This is a genomic window from Brevundimonas sp. UBA7534, assembly GCF_002479325.1.
In the GTDB taxonomy this organism is placed as follows: Bacteria; Pseudomonadota; Alphaproteobacteria; order Caulobacterales; family Caulobacteraceae; genus Brevundimonas.
This window is the reverse complement of record NZ_DLMO01000010.1, coordinates 1-14,891: the sequence shown is the minus strand read 5'-3', so window position 1 is coordinate 14,891 and position 14,891 is coordinate 1. Positions and strand designations below refer to the sequence as shown.

14 protein-coding genes and 1 tRNA gene are annotated in these 14,891 nt (G+C 69.8%); 9 read left to right on the top strand and 6 right to left on the bottom strand.

The window, feature by feature from the left end:
• Positions 1-325 (top strand): hypothetical protein (locus tag B2U11_RS00720; RefSeq protein WP_292069065.1); only part of this gene is annotated, 325 nt, incomplete at its 5' end.
• An 18-nt stretch (positions 326-343) separates the two neighbouring features.
• On the opposite strand, the gene B2U11_RS00715 is transcribed toward B2U11_RS00720, so the two are convergent.
• From B2U11_RS00715 to B2U11_RS00700, 4 genes are read right to left on the bottom strand one after another with little or no spacing between them, the layout of a single operon-like run.
• The gene (locus B2U11_RS00715) at positions 344-1,201 is read right to left on the bottom strand and encodes an SMP-30/gluconolactonase/LRE family protein (protein ID WP_292069064.1); all 858 of its coding nucleotides are present in this window, start codon (positions 1,199-1,201) and stop codon (positions 344-346) included.
• Positions 1,198-1,830: a 2-dehydro-3-deoxy-6-phosphogalactonate aldolase gene (locus B2U11_RS00710; protein ID WP_292069063.1), complete on the bottom strand. Its 633-nt coding sequence runs from the start codon at positions 1,828-1,830 to the stop codon at positions 1,198-1,200. The genes B2U11_RS00715 and B2U11_RS00710 overlap by 4 nt, the downstream gene beginning before the upstream one ends.
• Positions 1,827-2,702: a 2-dehydro-3-deoxygalactonokinase gene (locus B2U11_RS00705; protein WP_292069062.1), complete on the bottom strand. Its 876-nt coding sequence runs from the start codon at positions 2,700-2,702 to the stop codon at positions 1,827-1,829. Before B2U11_RS00705 ends, B2U11_RS00710 begins: the two co-directional genes overlap by 4 nt.
• Before the next feature lie 25 nt (positions 2,703-2,727).
• The gene (locus B2U11_RS00700) at positions 2,728-4,302 is read right to left on the bottom strand and encodes a sodium/sugar symporter (RefSeq protein WP_292069061.1); all 1,575 of its coding nucleotides are present in this window, start codon (positions 4,300-4,302) and stop codon (positions 2,728-2,730) included.
• A 150-nt stretch (positions 4,303-4,452) separates the two neighbouring features.
• On the opposite strand from B2U11_RS00700, the gene B2U11_RS00695 reads away from it, so the two are divergent.
• The 3 genes from B2U11_RS00695 (at position 4,453) to B2U11_RS00685 (ending at position 7,879) form a co-directional block, all read left to right on the top strand.
• Positions 4,453-5,217, top strand: a complete 765-nt coding sequence (locus B2U11_RS00695) for an IclR family transcriptional regulator (RefSeq protein WP_292069059.1) — start codon at positions 4,453-4,455, stop codon at positions 5,215-5,217.
• 116 nt (positions 5,218-5,333) lie between these two features.
• The gene (locus B2U11_RS00690) at positions 5,334-6,083 is read left to right on the top strand and encodes an SDR family NAD(P)-dependent oxidoreductase (protein ID WP_292069058.1); all 750 of its coding nucleotides are present in this window, start codon (positions 5,334-5,336) and stop codon (positions 6,081-6,083) included.
• Positions 6,083-7,879 (top strand): IlvD/Edd family dehydratase, encoded by a 1,797-nt coding sequence (locus B2U11_RS00685; protein WP_292069057.1) that lies wholly within the window; start codon positions 6,083-6,085, stop codon positions 7,877-7,879. The genes B2U11_RS00690 and B2U11_RS00685 overlap by 1 nt, the downstream gene beginning before the upstream one ends.
• Before the next feature lie 39 nt (positions 7,880-7,918).
• Here the strand turns inward: B2U11_RS00685 and B2U11_RS00680 are convergent.
• A tRNA-Ser gene (locus B2U11_RS00680) sits at positions 7,919-8,010 on the bottom strand.
• A gap of 126 nt (positions 8,011-8,136) precedes the next feature.
• Here B2U11_RS00680 and B2U11_RS00675 point away from each other — a divergent pair.
• From B2U11_RS00675 to B2U11_RS00655, 5 genes are all read left to right on the top strand, one after another.
• Positions 8,137-9,678: an exopolysaccharide biosynthesis polyprenyl glycosylphosphotransferase gene (locus tag B2U11_RS00675; RefSeq protein WP_292069056.1), complete on the top strand. Its 1,542-nt coding sequence runs from the start codon at positions 8,137-8,139 to the stop codon at positions 9,676-9,678.
• Entirely contained in the window at positions 9,675-11,135 is a 1,461-nt protein-coding gene (locus B2U11_RS00670; protein ID WP_349680686.1) for a lipopolysaccharide biosynthesis protein, read from the top strand. The genes B2U11_RS00675 and B2U11_RS00670 overlap by 4 nt, the downstream gene beginning before the upstream one ends.
• Entirely contained in the window at positions 11,132-12,064 is a 933-nt protein-coding gene (locus B2U11_RS00665; protein WP_292069055.1) for a glycosyltransferase family 2 protein, read from the top strand. The genes B2U11_RS00670 and B2U11_RS00665 overlap by 4 nt, the downstream gene beginning before the upstream one ends.
• The gene (locus B2U11_RS00660) at positions 12,064-12,987 is read left to right on the top strand and encodes a glycosyltransferase family 2 protein (RefSeq protein ID WP_292069054.1); all 924 of its coding nucleotides are present in this window, start codon (positions 12,064-12,066) and stop codon (positions 12,985-12,987) included. The genes B2U11_RS00665 and B2U11_RS00660 overlap by 1 nt, the downstream gene beginning before the upstream one ends.
• 129 nt (positions 12,988-13,116) lie before the next feature.
• Positions 13,117-14,088, top strand: a complete 972-nt coding sequence (locus B2U11_RS00655; RefSeq protein WP_292069052.1) for an alpha/beta fold hydrolase — start codon at positions 13,117-13,119, stop codon at positions 14,086-14,088.
• A 31-nt stretch (positions 14,089-14,119) separates the two neighbouring features.
• Here the strand turns inward: B2U11_RS00655 and B2U11_RS00650 are convergent, their stop codons facing one another.
• The gene (locus B2U11_RS00650; protein WP_287897328.1) at positions 14,120-14,821 is read right to left on the bottom strand and encodes a hfsB; all 702 of its coding nucleotides are present in this window, start codon (positions 14,819-14,821) and stop codon (positions 14,120-14,122) included.
• Between the last annotated feature and the right edge of the window lie 70 nt (positions 14,822-14,891).

Below are 14,891 nucleotides of genomic sequence, written 5' to 3'. Positions count from 1 at the left end.
GGCGCTGACGATCGTCGCCGGCTGGATGATGGCCAGGGACGCGCGCCTGATGGCCGCCGAGCGGTCGCCGGCGTTCCGCGGTCTTGTGGCGGTCGCGATCTTCACCGTCGCGTTGAAGGAGATCGACGGCCTGCCCCGGATGCTGGCGCGGGTGGGCGTCATCCTGTCCGAACGCGCAGACACCGTGTCCCATGCGATCGAGGAGCTGGGCGAGATGGCCCTGCCCGTCCTGGTTCTGGCGGTGATTCTGCAGCACGCGCGGGCGACATCTGCGCCCGTCTCCGACATCCTGCTGGACCCGGACATGGGCGTCGCGAGCCGCTGACCGGCGACGAGGAACGGATCAGAGCGCGATCAGGTTCTGCGACAGCCCCGGCGTCTCCACACGAACCCGGAACAGGCCCCCCAGCGTCGGCTGCGCGGCGCGCTTGTCGGCGTTCCCCAGCCAGGCCGTGGTCAGATAAAGGTCGCGCAGGTCCGGCCCGCCGAAGGCCGCCTTGGTCACCGTCTGCACCGGGGCCTCGATCTTGCCGATCCGCTCTCCGGCCGGAGAAAAACGCGCCACGCCCCAGCCGTTGAACAGGCCGACGTGCAACACGCCTGCGGCGTCCATGCTGGGTCCGTCGGCGTAGCCGTCTTCCGTCACGCCGAACCGTCGCTTGTTCGACAGCGCGCCGTCCGCGTGGTCGAAGGCGTAGATCGTCTTCTCAAGCGTGTCGTGGTGATAGAGGGTGGCGCCGTCGGGGCTGAGACACGGCCCGTTGGTGACGCCGTAGCCGTCGTCATGCCGCGTCAGTTTGCCCCCGGCCCAGCGATAAAGCGCGCCGCTCTTCTGTTCCTCGCTGTCGTCCATCGTCCCGAACCACAGGGCGCCGTCCGGGGCGACGAACCCGTCGTTCAGCCGGTTCTGCGGGCGGTCCGGCTCCACCGGCTGGATCAGGGTGAAACCCCCGCTTTCGGGATCGAAACGGTGCAGACCGCCGCGCACGCCGCAGACCAGAGTTCCGTCCTCGGCCGGCAGAGCGAAGCCGGTCTGGTCGGGCGTGTCCCACGACGCCCTGGCGTCGGTCCGGGGCGTATAGCGGTGCAGCTTGCGCCCCTTGATGTCGACGAACCAGATCGCATCGCGCGCCGCATCCCAGACCGGGCCTTCGCCCAGTTCCGCCTGGACGTCCCAGACCAGTTCGACCGGCGCGCTCACCGGCCGCCCCCCGCCCAGGCCGAGACGAAGGCGCGGGCGACCGCGCCGACCTCCTCCGCCGTCCGCCCGGGCCTGTAGAGCGCCGAGCCGACGCCGAAGCCGTCGGCGCCGGCCGCGCGCCAGGCGGCCATATTGTCCGGATCGACGCCGCCGACCGCATAAAGCGGCTGGCCCTTGGGCAGGACGGCCTTCACCGCCTTGACCGCGCCCGGCCCGGCCAGTTCGGCGGGAAACAGCTTCAGCACGTCGGCCCCGGCCTCCAGCGCCGCGAAGGCCTCGGTCGGGGTGAAGAAGCCCGGCATGGAGAACAGGCCCAGCGCCTTGGTGCGTTCGATCACGCGCGGGTCGGCGTTGGGAGAGATGACCAGCTGGCCGCCGACGTCTGCGACGTCCTGAACGGCCTGGGGCGTCAGAACCGTCCCCGCCCCGACCACCGCGCGGCCGTCCAGCGCGTCGCGCAGCCGTCGAATGCTCTCCAGCGGTTCAGGCGAGTTCAGCGGCACCTCCAGGCAGGTGAAGCCCGTCGCGACCAGGGCCTGGCCGACATCGACCGCCTCCTCGGGCGTCAGGCCGCGCAGGATGGCAACCAGCGGCAGGGTCGTCAGGGCCGTCTCGACGGTCAGGGTCATGGGATCGCCTTCCAGATGCGGTGAAGCCCGCGCGCCACGGCCGTTTCGCCCGCTGCGACGCCGACGTCGGTGAAACCGGCCAGGGCCAGGGCCCGGACATAGCGCTGGGCGAGCGCCGCCTCGCCGACCACCTGCACCGTTTGGTCGCGATGGGCGCCCTCCGCCGCCAGTTCGGCGCCGATCAGAAGACCCGACAGGAAGTCCGCGGCCGCGCCCTGGCTCAGTTCGTCGGCCAGCCGCCGCACGCGCACGGTGAACAGGTGGGCGGTCAGGGCTGGATCGGACAGCGCGCGCTGTACGCCCTCGTCGAAGGCGGTGTCGTCAGCACCGGGTTCGCCCATATCGCGGCCGATCAGGGTCGCTTGCCGAACGGCGGCGAACAGTTCGCCGGTCAGATGGGTGCGAAGGCCGTTGATGGCGCCGTTTTCGACCCGCACCCATTTGCTGTGGCTGCCGGGCGCGACCATCAGGCCGCTGTCGCCCGCCCCGAACAGGCCCAGGGCCTGGGTCTCCTCGCCGCGCATGACGTCGCCCAGCCCCCGCGGCGTCAGGGCGACGCCAGGCACGATGCGAATGTCGCGCGCCGCATCCGGCCGGGCCAGTCGCGCCGCCAGGTCCTCGGCGCCCGCCGGACAGAAGGCGTAGGGCGCCTCGACCCAGCCTTGGCGCGACCCGGCCATGCCCGCGATCAGCACGGGGGCCAGCGCCAGCCAGTCGCCCGCCGCCTGTTGCAGCACGCCGACGAATTCGTCCGAGGCTAGACGGCCCGCGCCGCGCGGGTCGACGCGTCGATCCAGCACCGCGCCGTCCGCCCCCAGCCGCATGATGCGCAGGTTGCTGGTGCCCCAATCGACTCCGATCAGTTCGGTCATCGCGACACGCCCGACGGTCCCATCCTCACCACCAGATCGAATAGACCAGGATCAGGAAGGCGACGACGCCGACGGCGGCCAGGTTGAAGCCGACCGTGGTGCGATAGCTGACGCCGTCCAGGCGAATCTTCATGGCGTCGGGCTTGGCCGGAACCAGCAGCGACACCACGATCGCGGCGATCAGCGACACCACGAAGACCAGGCCGACGCGGTTCATGAAGGGGAAGATGAACTGCCCCGTCTCCTGCAGCCACCAGAAGATCGCCGACAGCACGACCGAGCCGATGGCCGCGGTCAGGGCGCCGGCTTCCGAGGCGCGCTTCCAGAACAGGCCCAGGATGAAGATCACCACGATGCCGGGGGTGAAGAAGCCGGTGAACTCCTGGATGAACTGGAAGGCCTGGTCGAACCCGCCCAGCAGCGGCCGCGCGGTCAGGATGCCGATGACCACCGCGCCCACGGCGGCGATGCGCCCGACCGTCACCAGATGGTGCTCGGACACGTCCCTCTTCACCTTGGCGTAGAGGTCCAGGGTGAAGATGGTGGAGATCGAGTTCACCTTGGACGCCAACGAAGCGACGATGGCGGCGATCAGGGCGGCGAACACCAGCCCCTTCAGCCCAACCGGCAGCAGGTTCATCATTGTCGGATAGGCCTGGTCCGGCGCGCTCAGGTTCGGCGCCAGCACCAGCGCCGCCATGCCCGGCAGAACCACGATGACTGGCATCAGCAGCTTCAGATAGGCGGCGAAGGCGATGCCGCGCTGGGCCTCGCCCACCGACTTGGCCGCCAGGGCGCGCTGGATGATGTACTGGTTGAAGCCCCAGTAGCTGATGTTCATGACCCACAGTCCGCCGATCAGCACGGCGACGCCCGGCAGTTCCTGATAGTGCGGGCTGTCCTTGGACAGGATCATGTCGAATTTCTCAGGGAAGTCGCTCAGCAGGGTCTGGAAGCCGGCGACGGCGCCGCCCTCCCCGCCGATGGTCGACAAGGCGATGAAGCCGATGATCAGACCGCCGCACACCAGCAGCGCCACCTGCACGATGTCGGTGAGGGCCACCGCCTTCAGCCCGCCCCACAGCTGATAGGCCAGGGCGAAGACGCCGATGGCGACGATGGCGTAATCCTGATTGAAGCCCGTGACGGTGTGGACCGCGATGGCGCCCAGCCACAGGATGGAGGTCACGTTCACGAAAACGTAGAGCAGCAGCCAGAACACCGCCATGACGTTGCGGATCGTCGGGCCGTACCGCTGCTGCAGGAACTGCGGCATGGTCACGATGTCGTTGCGCAGGAAGATCGGCAGGAAGAACTTGCCCACGATCAGCAGAGTCAGGGCGGCCATCCATTCGTAAGACGCGATGGCCAGGCCGATCACATAGCCTGATCCGCTCATGCCGATGATCTGCTCGGCCGAGATGTTGGCCGCGATCAGCGACGCGCCGATGGCCCACCAAGGCAGGTTTTTGGACGCCAGGAAATAGTCGGTGGAGGTCTTCTGCGCGCCCGACTTGTCGCGAGACACCCATTGCGCCAGAGCGAAGATGGCGACCGCATAGATCGCCAGAATGATGAGATCGATGGCCGCCAGTTTCACGCGCGCCTCCCCTTGCCCGACCTGTTTGGACCCGACGCTAGGGGATGGCGTTCACGGCGTCCAATATTTTTCATATCTGCGTTTAGATTTTACGGATGATAGCGGTTAGGCTGTATTCGAGACGGCGCGCCGCGCATGGGAGCCAATGGCATGGACGACGAAACGGACCGCAAATACCGCGCGCCGGCCCTGGAGAAGGGGTTGGACGTCCTGGAGTTGCTGTCGGCGCATGGTCGACCGATGACACCGTCCCAGATGTCGGTCGAACTGGGACGATCGGTCAGCGAACTGTTCCGCATGATCCAGGTGCTGGAGTTTCGGCGCTATATCGAGCCCACGCCCGACGGCTATCGCCTGACCAACCGCCTCTTCTCGCTGGGCATGGCGCAGGCGCCGGCCAAGTCGCTGGTCGAGGCCGCCCTCCCCGTGATGCGCGACCTGGCCAGTCGAACGGTCCAATCCTGCCATCTGGTCGTGCCGACCGAGGACCAGATCGTGGTGATCGCCCGAATCGAGGGGCCAGGCGACCTGGGCTATTCCGTGCGGCTCGGCTACCGCCGAAACATAGTCGACGCCTCGTCCGGCCTGATGTTCTACGGCATGGCCAACGACAAGCGCCGCGCGGAACTGCGCGCCCTGCTGGAACCCCGCTACGGCGCGGCGCGGGTCGCCGACTATGTCGCGGCCGCGGAGGCCGCGGGGGCGCAGGGCCATGTCCGGCGACCCAGCGACTTCGTGCAGGGCGTGACCGATCTGGTCGCTCCGATCATGGGGGCGGACGGCGTGATCGCCACCCTCATCACCCCCTACATCCAGCGCGAACCGCCGGTCTGCGGCATCGACGAGGCGCTGGATCACCTTCGTGCGGCGGTGGAGACCATCTCTTCCGACATGGGCGCGGTCGCACAGCCCTGAGGTCCGCAAGGCGCGTTGACTCGACGACCGCTCCTCGCCATTTTCGTCAGCAATATCGCTTTCATGAATGAAAGACCGGTTTCCGGTGCGGATGCCCGCCGACAGGGAGATGTCCAATGGCCGCCCTCTATCCCGACCTTGAAGATCGGGTCGTCATCGTGACCGGCGGCGCGGGCGGCATCGGCGAAGCCGTCGTGCGCGCCTTCGCGGCCCAGAAGGCCAGGATCGGGGTGCTGGATGTCGATGTGGCGCGAGGCCAAGCGCTGCAGGCGGAGTTGGGCGACGCCGCGCTGTTCGTCCCCTGCGACGTGACCGACATCGACGGCCTGAGGGCTGCGATCCAGGCCGTGCGCGACCGCTTCGGCCCCATCGACGTGCTGATCAACAACGCGGCCCACGACGAACGCCACGATACGCTGGAGGTGACCGAGGCCTATTGGGACGGCCGCATGGCGGTCAATCTGAAGCATCAGTTCTTCGCCGCCCAGGCGGTCCTTCCCGACATGAAGGCCCGGGGCAAGGGCGCCATCGTCAACCTGGGCTCCTGTTCCTGGGTGATCGGCCAGGGCGGCATGGCCGCCTATACGGCGTCGAAGTCGGCCGTCCTGGGCCTGACCCGCTCCCTGGCGCGCGACTTCGGAGAATTCGGCGTGCGCGTGAATGCGATCGCGCCGGGCTGGATCATGACCGAGCGCCAACTCGCGCTCTGGGTCACGCCGGAAACGGAGAAGAGCATCTATGAGAACCAGTGCCTGAAGCGCCGGCTGGTCCCCGACGACGTCGCCCGCGTCATCGTCTTCATGAGCTCCGACGAGGCCGGCGCCATCACCAACCAACACCACATCGTCGACGGCGGCTGGAACTGATGACTGCTCCCCTGAAGAAGCCCCTGCGTTCGCGCGCCTGGTTCGATAATCCCGACAACCCGGACATGACCGCGCTCTATCTGGAGCGATACCTGAACTATGGCCTGACGCTGGAGGAGTTGCGCTCGGGCAAGCCGATCATCGGCGTCGCCCAGACCGGCTCGGACCTCAGCCCCTGCAACCGCCACCACATCGAACTGGCCAAGCGGGTGCGCGAGGGCATCCGCGAGGCGGGCGGCATCTGCATGGAGTTTCCCGTCCACCCGATCCAGGAGACGGGCAAGCGGCCGACGGCGGGGCTGGACCGCAACCTGGCCTATCTGGGCCTGGTGGAGAGCCTCTACGGCTATCCGATCGACGGCGTGGTGCTGACCATCGGCTGCGACAAGACCACGCCCGCCTGTCTGATGGCGGCCGCGACGGTGGACATTCCCGCCATTGCCCTGTCCGTCGGGCCGATGCTGAATGGCTGGCAGAAGGGCGAGCGGGTCGGCTCGGGCACCATCATCTGGAAGGCCCGCGAGATGATGGCCGCCGGAGAAATCGACTACGAGGGCTTCATCGACCTGGTCGCCACCTCGGCGCCGTCGGTCGGCTACTGCAACACGATGGGCACGGCCACGACGATGAACAGCCTGGCCGAGGCGCTGGGGATGTCCCTGCCCGGCTCGGCCGCCATTCCCGCCCCCTACCGCGAACGCGGGCAGGTCGCCTACGAGACCGGGCGACGCATAGTCGACATGGTGCGCGAGGATCTGAAGCCATCCGACATCCTGACGAAAGAGGCCTTCCACAACGCCATCGTCGTCAACTCGGCCATCGGCGGCTCCACCAACGCTCCCATCCATCTGACCGCCCTGGCCCGCCACGCCCATGTCGACGTGCCGCTGGAGGACTGGCAGGCCAAGGGCCTGAAGGTGCCCCTTCTGGTGAACCTGCAGCCGGCGGGAAAATATCTGGGCGAGGACTATCACCAGGCCGGCGGCGTGCCCGCCGTGGTCGCCCAGTTGATGAAGCACGGCCTGATCCACGAGGACGCTCTGACCGTCAACGGTCGCACGATGGGCGACAACTGCCGTGACGCCGAGATCGTCCTGCCCGACGTCATCCGCACATTCGACACGGCGCTGAAGGCCGACGCCGGCTTCGTGGTCCTGAGCGGCAGCCTGTTCGATTCGGCCATCATGAAGCTGAGCGTCATCAGCCCGGAATTCCGGGACCGATACCTGTCCAATCCCGACGACCCGGACGCCTTCGAAGGGCCGGTCGTCGTCTTCGACGGACCCGAGGACTACCACCACCGCATCGACGACGAGAGCCTGGGCGTCACCGAACGGACCCTGCTGGTCATCCGCGGCGCCGGACCCATCGGCTATCCGGGCGCCGCCGAGGTGGTGAACATGCGGCCGCCCGCCCATCTCATCAAGAAGGGCGTCACCGCCCTGGCCTGCATCGGCGACGGACGCCAGTCCGGCACCTCCGGCAGTCCTTCCATTCTGAACGCCTCGCCCGAGGCGGCGGCCGGCGGCAATATCGCCCTGGTCCGCACCGGCGACCATGTGCGCATCGACCTGAGGGCCGGGCGTGCCGACATCCTGATCCCCGACGCCGAACTGGCTGAACGCCGCGCCGCGCTCGTCGCGGCCGGCGGCTACGCCTACCCCGCCTCCCAGACGCCCTGGCAGGAAATCCAGCGCAGCATGGTCGGCCAACTGGACACCGGCGCCGTCCTCGAACCCGCGATCAAATACCACCGCATCGTCGACACCCTGGGCCTGCCCCGCGACAGTCACTAGGCGCCCGCGTCTCGCGCGGGTGAGAGGGGGTGGAATGGCTGGCGGAGACGGAGGGATTCGAACCCTCGGTACCCCTTACAGGGTACGACGATTTAGCAAACCGTTGCCTTCAGCCACTCGGCCACGTCTCCAGCGAAGGCGTCGATAGCGGAGCGCGTTGTCGCGCGCAATCCGCCTTGGAGAGAAAGTCGTGCGTTAACGCGGCATAGAGGCGGGGCCGGCAATATGACCGCCTTCGCCCACGTCCATGGACGCCGATGCCCGACTGCGCCTCCCCTCTGGTCGACGCGCCCGCCGCCCGGTCGGGCGCGGCGGGCGCGGCTATGTCGCCGAGGCGCGCCACTGACGGACGCGCGGCGCGCGGACCCTTTCGGCCCGACGTCTGGCTGAGCGCGCGCCAACGGTCCGGCGTTCGGCTGGCGGCGCATTATTTCCGTGCGACGGACGTGCTGGCGCTGACCGCCCTGGGCGTCGCCGCCCTGGGGATGTCGGCTACCGACGGCCTGCTGTCGCTCAGCCTGGCCGAGGCGGCGCCGACGGCCGCCGGCGTGGTCGCCGTGCTGGGCCTGCTGCGCGGCCTGGGCCTCTACCGCTTCGGACGGGAGCGCTCGGCGGCCAGCCACGTCGCCGCGGTTCTGGGCGTGACCCTGGCCGCCGCCGTGCTCGCGGTCGGCCTGGGCCTGCTGCTGGACCGGCAGGCCCCGGAGCGTCAGTCGCTGGACGCGGCTGTGGCCTGGGCCATCGGTTCGGTCGCCCTGATCGCCGGGCTTCACGCCCTGTGGCTGTCGCTCGTGGCGCGCTGGCGTCGCCAGGGGGCGCTGGCCCCCAACATCGTCATCGTCGGCGCCACGAAACACGCCGAGGCGGTGATCCGGCGCGCGCTGGAGCGACGCGACCTCAACGTCCTGGGCGTCTTCGACGACCGGCTTAGCCGTTCGCCCGACAGCGTCGCCGGCGTGCCCGTGCTGGGCGACGCCGAGGCCCTGCTGCACCACCGCATGACGCCCTATGTCGACCGCATCGTCCTGGCCATCGACGCCCAGGGCGGGCCGCGGATTCGCGAACTGACCCGCCGGTTGGAGACTCTGCCCAACCCGCTGACCGTGCTGGTCGATTCCGAGACGGGCGACGCCGCGCTGGAGCGGCTGGCCTCGGCCCCGCTGGCGCCGCTGGAGGGCCCGCAGGACCCGGACCGCCGCGCCTTCAACAAGCGGCTGCAGGATCTGCTGATCGGCGCCGCCGCCCTGGTCGCCGCCGCGCCGCTGATGGCGCTGACCGCCCTGGCCATCCGGCTGGACAGCCCCGGACCGGTCTTCTTCCGCCAGCGCCGCCACGGCTTCAACCAGGAAGAGATCGTGGTGTGGAAGTTCCGATCCATGCGCCACGAGGCGGCCGACGCCACGGCCAGCCGCCAGGTGACGGTCGGCGACGACCGCGTGACGCGCGTAGGGCGCTTCATCCGGGCCACCAGCCTGGACGAGCTCCCGCAGCTGTTCAATGTCCTGAGCGGCGAGATGTCGCTGGTCGGCCCGCGCCCGCACGCCATCGGCATGAAGACCGGCGAGACCGAGTCGGCCCGGCTGGTCGCCGAATACGCCCACCGTCACCGGATCAAGCCGGGCATGACCGGTTGGGCCGCCGTGCGGGGCTCGCGCGGACCGCTGCACGACGCGGCGGACGTGCGCCGCCGGGTGCAGCTGGATCTCGACTATGTCGAGCGCCAGTCGCTGTGGCTGGACCTGCGGATCCTGCTGGTCACGCTTCCCGTACTGCTGGGTGACCGGGCGGCCGTGCGTTGAGCGAGAAGCGCATGTTCTGGCGCGGGGTCTGGGGATACCTGCCCGCGCAGGTCGTCCAGGGCGTGGTCGGGTTCCTGACCATCGTCGTCTTCACCCGCCTGCTCAGCCCCGACGACTTCGGCCACTACGCCCTGGCCTTTTCGGTCACGACCCTGGTGCACACGGCGACCTTCACCTGGCTGGAGGCGTCGATGGCGCGGTTCTGGGCGGCCGAGCGCACGCCCGAGGGCCTGGCTGCCCATTTCGCCAGCCTGTACCGGACCTCCTTCGCCCTGATCGCCGTCTTCATCCCGGTGGTGGCCCTGACGGTGTGGCTGCTGCCGCTGACGCCAGGGCTGAAGCTGGCGGTGGCGTTCGGCCTGGCGGGCGCGCCGGCGCGCAACCTGGCCAAGCTGGCGCAGGAGCGTTACCGCGCCGCCGGAGAGGTGTCCAAGGCCGCCGCCGTGGACATGGCGGTGGCGATCCTGGGCTTTCTGGTCGGGGCCGGCTTCGCCCTGGCCGGGGCCGGCGCCGCCTCGCCCCTGGTCGGCCTGGCGGTCGCGCCTCTGTTCGCCCTGCCCTTCATCCTGCCCGGCGAACTGCGCCAGTCACAGGGCGGCGCTGTGGATCGCGCGCGGCTGAAGGCCTACGCCGCCTACGGCTATCCGATCGCGGCGTCCCTGACCCTGGCGGTCGTCCTGGCCTCGACCGACCGATTCCTGCTGGCCGCCTTCATGGACGCGTCGGCGGTCGGCGCCTATCACGCCAGCTACAGCCTGGCGAACCGCACCCTGGACGTCATGTTCATCTGGCTGGGCGCGGCCGGGGCGCCGGCCATGGTCATGGCGCTGGAGCGCGGCGGGCGCGAGGCGCTGCGCCAGACCGCGCTGGAGCAGGGTTCGACCCTGATCCTGATCGGCCTGCCGGCGGCGGTCGGCCTGGGGCTGGTGGCGCGGCCGATGGCCGAGCTGATGATCGGCCAGGACCTGCGCGCGGCCGCCGTCATGGTCACGCCCTGGATCGCCGTCTCGGCCTTCCTGTCGGGCATGATCGCCTATTATTTCGGCTTCGGCTTCACCCTGGCCAAGAAGACGGGCCTGCTGCTGGTCACCATGGCGATTCCGGCGATCTCCAACGTGCTGTTGAACCTGGTGCTGATCCCGCGCCTGGGGGTGACGGGAGCGGCCGTCTCGACCGCCGCCAGCTTCGCCATCGGCCTGATCGCCTGCCTAATCATCAGCAGGCGCGCCATCGCCCTGCCCATCCCGTGGGACAGCCTGATCCGATGCGGCGTCGCCTCGGGCGTGATGGCGTTGGCGGTCGCGCCCCTGCCGGCGCTGGGCGGCTTCGTGGAACTGATGCTGGACGCCGGGGTCGGCGCCCTGATCTATGCGGCGGCCGCGCTGACGCTGAATGCGGCGGGCGTGCGCGACACCCTGGCCCGGCTGGTCGCCGCCCGACGCGGAGTCGTGGCGTGAGCGCCGCCGTCCGCGACAACGCCGCATGGACGGGGGCTGCGCCGACGCTGTCGGTGCTGATCCCGTTCCTGGGCGACAATCCCGGCGACCTGATCCGCCAACTGGATCAGGAGGCCGCCGCCTTGAACGGCGCGGTCGAGATGGTGCTGTTGGACGACGGCACGGGCGATGCCGACCTGACCGCCCGGCTTGGAGCCGCGCTTGACGGGTTGGCCCTGCCGGCCCGCCTGATCACCCTGGCCGTCAACGAGGGCCGCGCGCGGGGGCGCAACCGGCTGACGACGGCGGCGCGGGCCGACGCCTGGCTTTTCCTGGACAGCGACATGAAGCCGGATTCGCCGGATTTCCTGCAAACCTGGATCGCCCTGATCGCGGCGCGAAATCCGGCCGTCGCCTTCGGCGGCTTTTCGCTGGAACAGGCGCCGAACGAGCCGCGCTACGCCGTACATCGCGCCCTGTCCGGCGCATCCGAATGCCTGCCCGCCACGGAGCGGGCCAGGCAGCCCGAGAAGTACGTCTATACGTCCAACCTGCTGGTGCGGCGCGACGTCTTCGCCGCCGAGGCCTTCGATCCGGGCTTTTCCGGCTGGGGCTGGGAAGACGTGGAATGGGCCATGCGCGTGTCGCGCCGGTTCGAGGTCGTCCACATCGACAATCCCGCGACCCACATGGGCCTGGACACGGTGCAGGCCCTGGCGCGCAAGTTCGACCAGGGCGCCGGCAACTTCGCCCGCGTCGTGGCCCTGCATCCCCAGATCGTCCAGGCCTATCCCAGCTATCGCACCGCACGGGCGTTGAAGCGGCTGCCGGGTCTGCCGGTCCTGCGTCGCCTGGCGCGCGCGGCGGCCGAGGCCGCGCCGCTGCCGGTCAAGGCGCGCGCCTTCGCCCTGCGTCTGTACCGCGCGTCCGTTTACGCAGAGGCGGTCTGATGCACGACGTCGCCATCGTCATTCCGACCCTGCGCCGCCCGGACAGTCTGGAGCGCGCGCTGCGCTCGGTCTTCGCCCAGGTCGAGGCCCTGGATCGCATCGCCAACGTCGTCGTCGCCGACAACGACCCGGACGGCTCGGCGGCGCCCCTGGTCGCACGGCTGACGGACCAAGCGCCTATTCCGCTGGTCTATGCGGCTGCACCCGCGCCCGGCGTGGCCACGGCGCGCAACGCGGGCCTCGCCGCGACCGACGCGCCCCTGATCGCCTTCCTGGACGACGACGAGGCCGCTTCGTCTCGCTGGCTGGCCGCCCTGCTGGAGGCGCAGGTCCAGACCGGGGCCGACGTGGTGTTCGGCCCGATCCGGGGCCGCGTGCCCGCTAGCACAGGCTGGACCACGTCCTATCTGGAGACCTTCTTCGGCCGCGCCGGCCCGGCCGAGACCGGCCCGCTGGACGAACCCTGGGGCTGCGGAAACTCGCTGATGGTGCGGGCCAGCGCCCTGCCCGGCCCGGCCCCGTTCGACACCGCCGCCGACCAGACGGGGGGCGAGGATGACAAGCTGTTCGCCGCCCTGTCCGCGCGTGGCGGCCGCTACGGCTGGGCCGCCGACGCCTGGGTGGACGAGTTCGCCCCGCCCCACCGCGCCACCCTGCGCTACGCCCTGACCCGCGCCTTCGCCTATGGCCAAGGCCCCAGCCAGACCGCCGCGGCGGCTCGCGACTGGGCGGGCGTCGCGCGCTGGATGCTGATCGGCGCGGCGCAGGCCGGGGTCTGGGGGCTGGCGTCGCTGGCGCTGTTCCTGCTGCGCCGTCCCGCGCGCGCCCAGGCCTACGACCGGACGGTCAGGGGCCTCGGCAAGGTCATGTGGCAGAAGCGCTTCGAGCCCCGGCTATACGGCGCCGCCCTGCTTCGGCCCTGATCACCTCGGGTTTCGGATAGCGAGAATCTCCGAGCGGACCCGCAGCCCTTGCGGTATGGTCACGCCCGCTTCCCCCATCCCGTCCGGCGCGCCTCCCCGCCGCCGGACGCCCAGAGAGGAGCGTGCCCGATGACCGCGTACCCGACCGACCAGGGGCCTGCCCGACGAGACGTTCTCGTCGGCGCCGCGGCGCTTGGCCTGACCGCCGCCACGCCCGCCGCGGCGGCGGATTTCCTCACAACCCGAACCCGCGAAGGCGACACGACCATGGCTTTTGTGACCACGACCGACGGCGTCGAAATTTTCTACAAGGACTGGGGTCCCAAGGACGCCCAGCCGATCGTCTTCCACCACGGCTGGCCGCTCAGCGCCGACGACTGGGACGCGCAGATGCTGTTCTTCCTGCAGCAGGGCTTCCGCGTCGTCGCCCATGATCGCCGCGGGCACGGCCGTTCCGCCCAGACCGACACGGGCAACGAGATGGACACCTACGCCGCCGACGTCGCGGCCGTGGTGCAGGCGTTGGACCTCAAGAATGCGGTGCACGTCGGTCACTCGACCGGCGGCGGCGAGGTCGCGCGCTATGTCGCCCGTCACGGCGGCGGCGGGCGGGTGGCCAAGGCCGTGCTGATCGGAGCCGTCCCGCCGATCATGCTCAAGACCGAGGCCAATCCCGGCGGCCTGCCGATCGAGGTATTCGACGGCTTCCGTGCGGCCCTGGCGGCCAACCGGGCGCAGTTCTTCCTCGATGTCCCGACAGGCCCCTTCTACGGCTTCAACCGCCCGAACGCCGACGTTTCCGAAGGCGTGATTCGGAACTGGTGGCGACAGGGGATGATGGGCGGCGCCAAGGCCCACTACGACTGCATCAAGGCGTTCTCGGAGACCGACTTCACCGAGGATCTGAAGGCCATCACGGTTCCGACCCTGGTCATGCATGGCGACGACGACCAGGTCGTGCCCATCGACGATTCCGCCCGGCTGTCCGCCCCGCTTCTGCGGGACGGCACGCTGAAGATCTATCCGGGCTTCCCGCACGGCATGTGCACCACCCACGCCGAGGTGATCAACGCCGACCTGTTGGCCTTCATCAGAAGCTGAGCGACGACGGGCTCCGCGTCCCGCGCGGAGCCTACCCCGCCAGACGCTTGAGGAAGCCGGGCGCCTTGTAGGTGGAGCGGTTCATCACCACGCCGGCGATGCGGCCGCCTACCGCCTCGATCTCGTCGCGAAGGATGACCGGCTCGTTGGCGGCGGTGCTCTCGGCCGCGACCACCAGCACCGTCATGTCGACGAAAGGCGCCAGGATGATCGCCATGTCGTTGCGGTCGGCCGCCGGGGCGTCGATCACGATGGTGTCGGCGTGGGGGCGCAGCGCATCCCAATAGCGCGGCTCGCCGATCGCCTCGACCCGGTGCCCCGAACGCAGCGCCTCCATGTGGAAGCGCGTCACCCAAAGCCGCCCCCCCAGGCAGGGCCTTGCGGTCATCAGGCGCGCCGCCGGCACCGGCTTGCCGTCGCGGCCCACCACGCGCGGCGTCACGGCGAAGAAGCACGATCCGTCGGGTGACGCCTGGGCCGGCTTGCCCAGCTGGCCGAAGCGATCCGCCTCCGCCGCCACGGCTTCCAGTTGACCCTGCTGGGTCAGGTCGCCGTCGATCAGCCAGACGGGCTTGCGGGCCCGCACCGCCGCCAGGCGGGCGTATTCGCGGGCGACCGTGGACACCCCTTCGCCCGAAGCCGCCGAGGCGAACTGGATGACGCGCGCGCGATGCGCCGGGGCCGGCCCCAGCGCCGCCCACAGGCCGGCCATTTCAGACGTCAGATCGACCATCGAATCGCCGCGCGCGCTCCCAGGAAGCCGGAGCCTAGCATGGCGCGGCTCCTAGGGTCCGGACTCATTT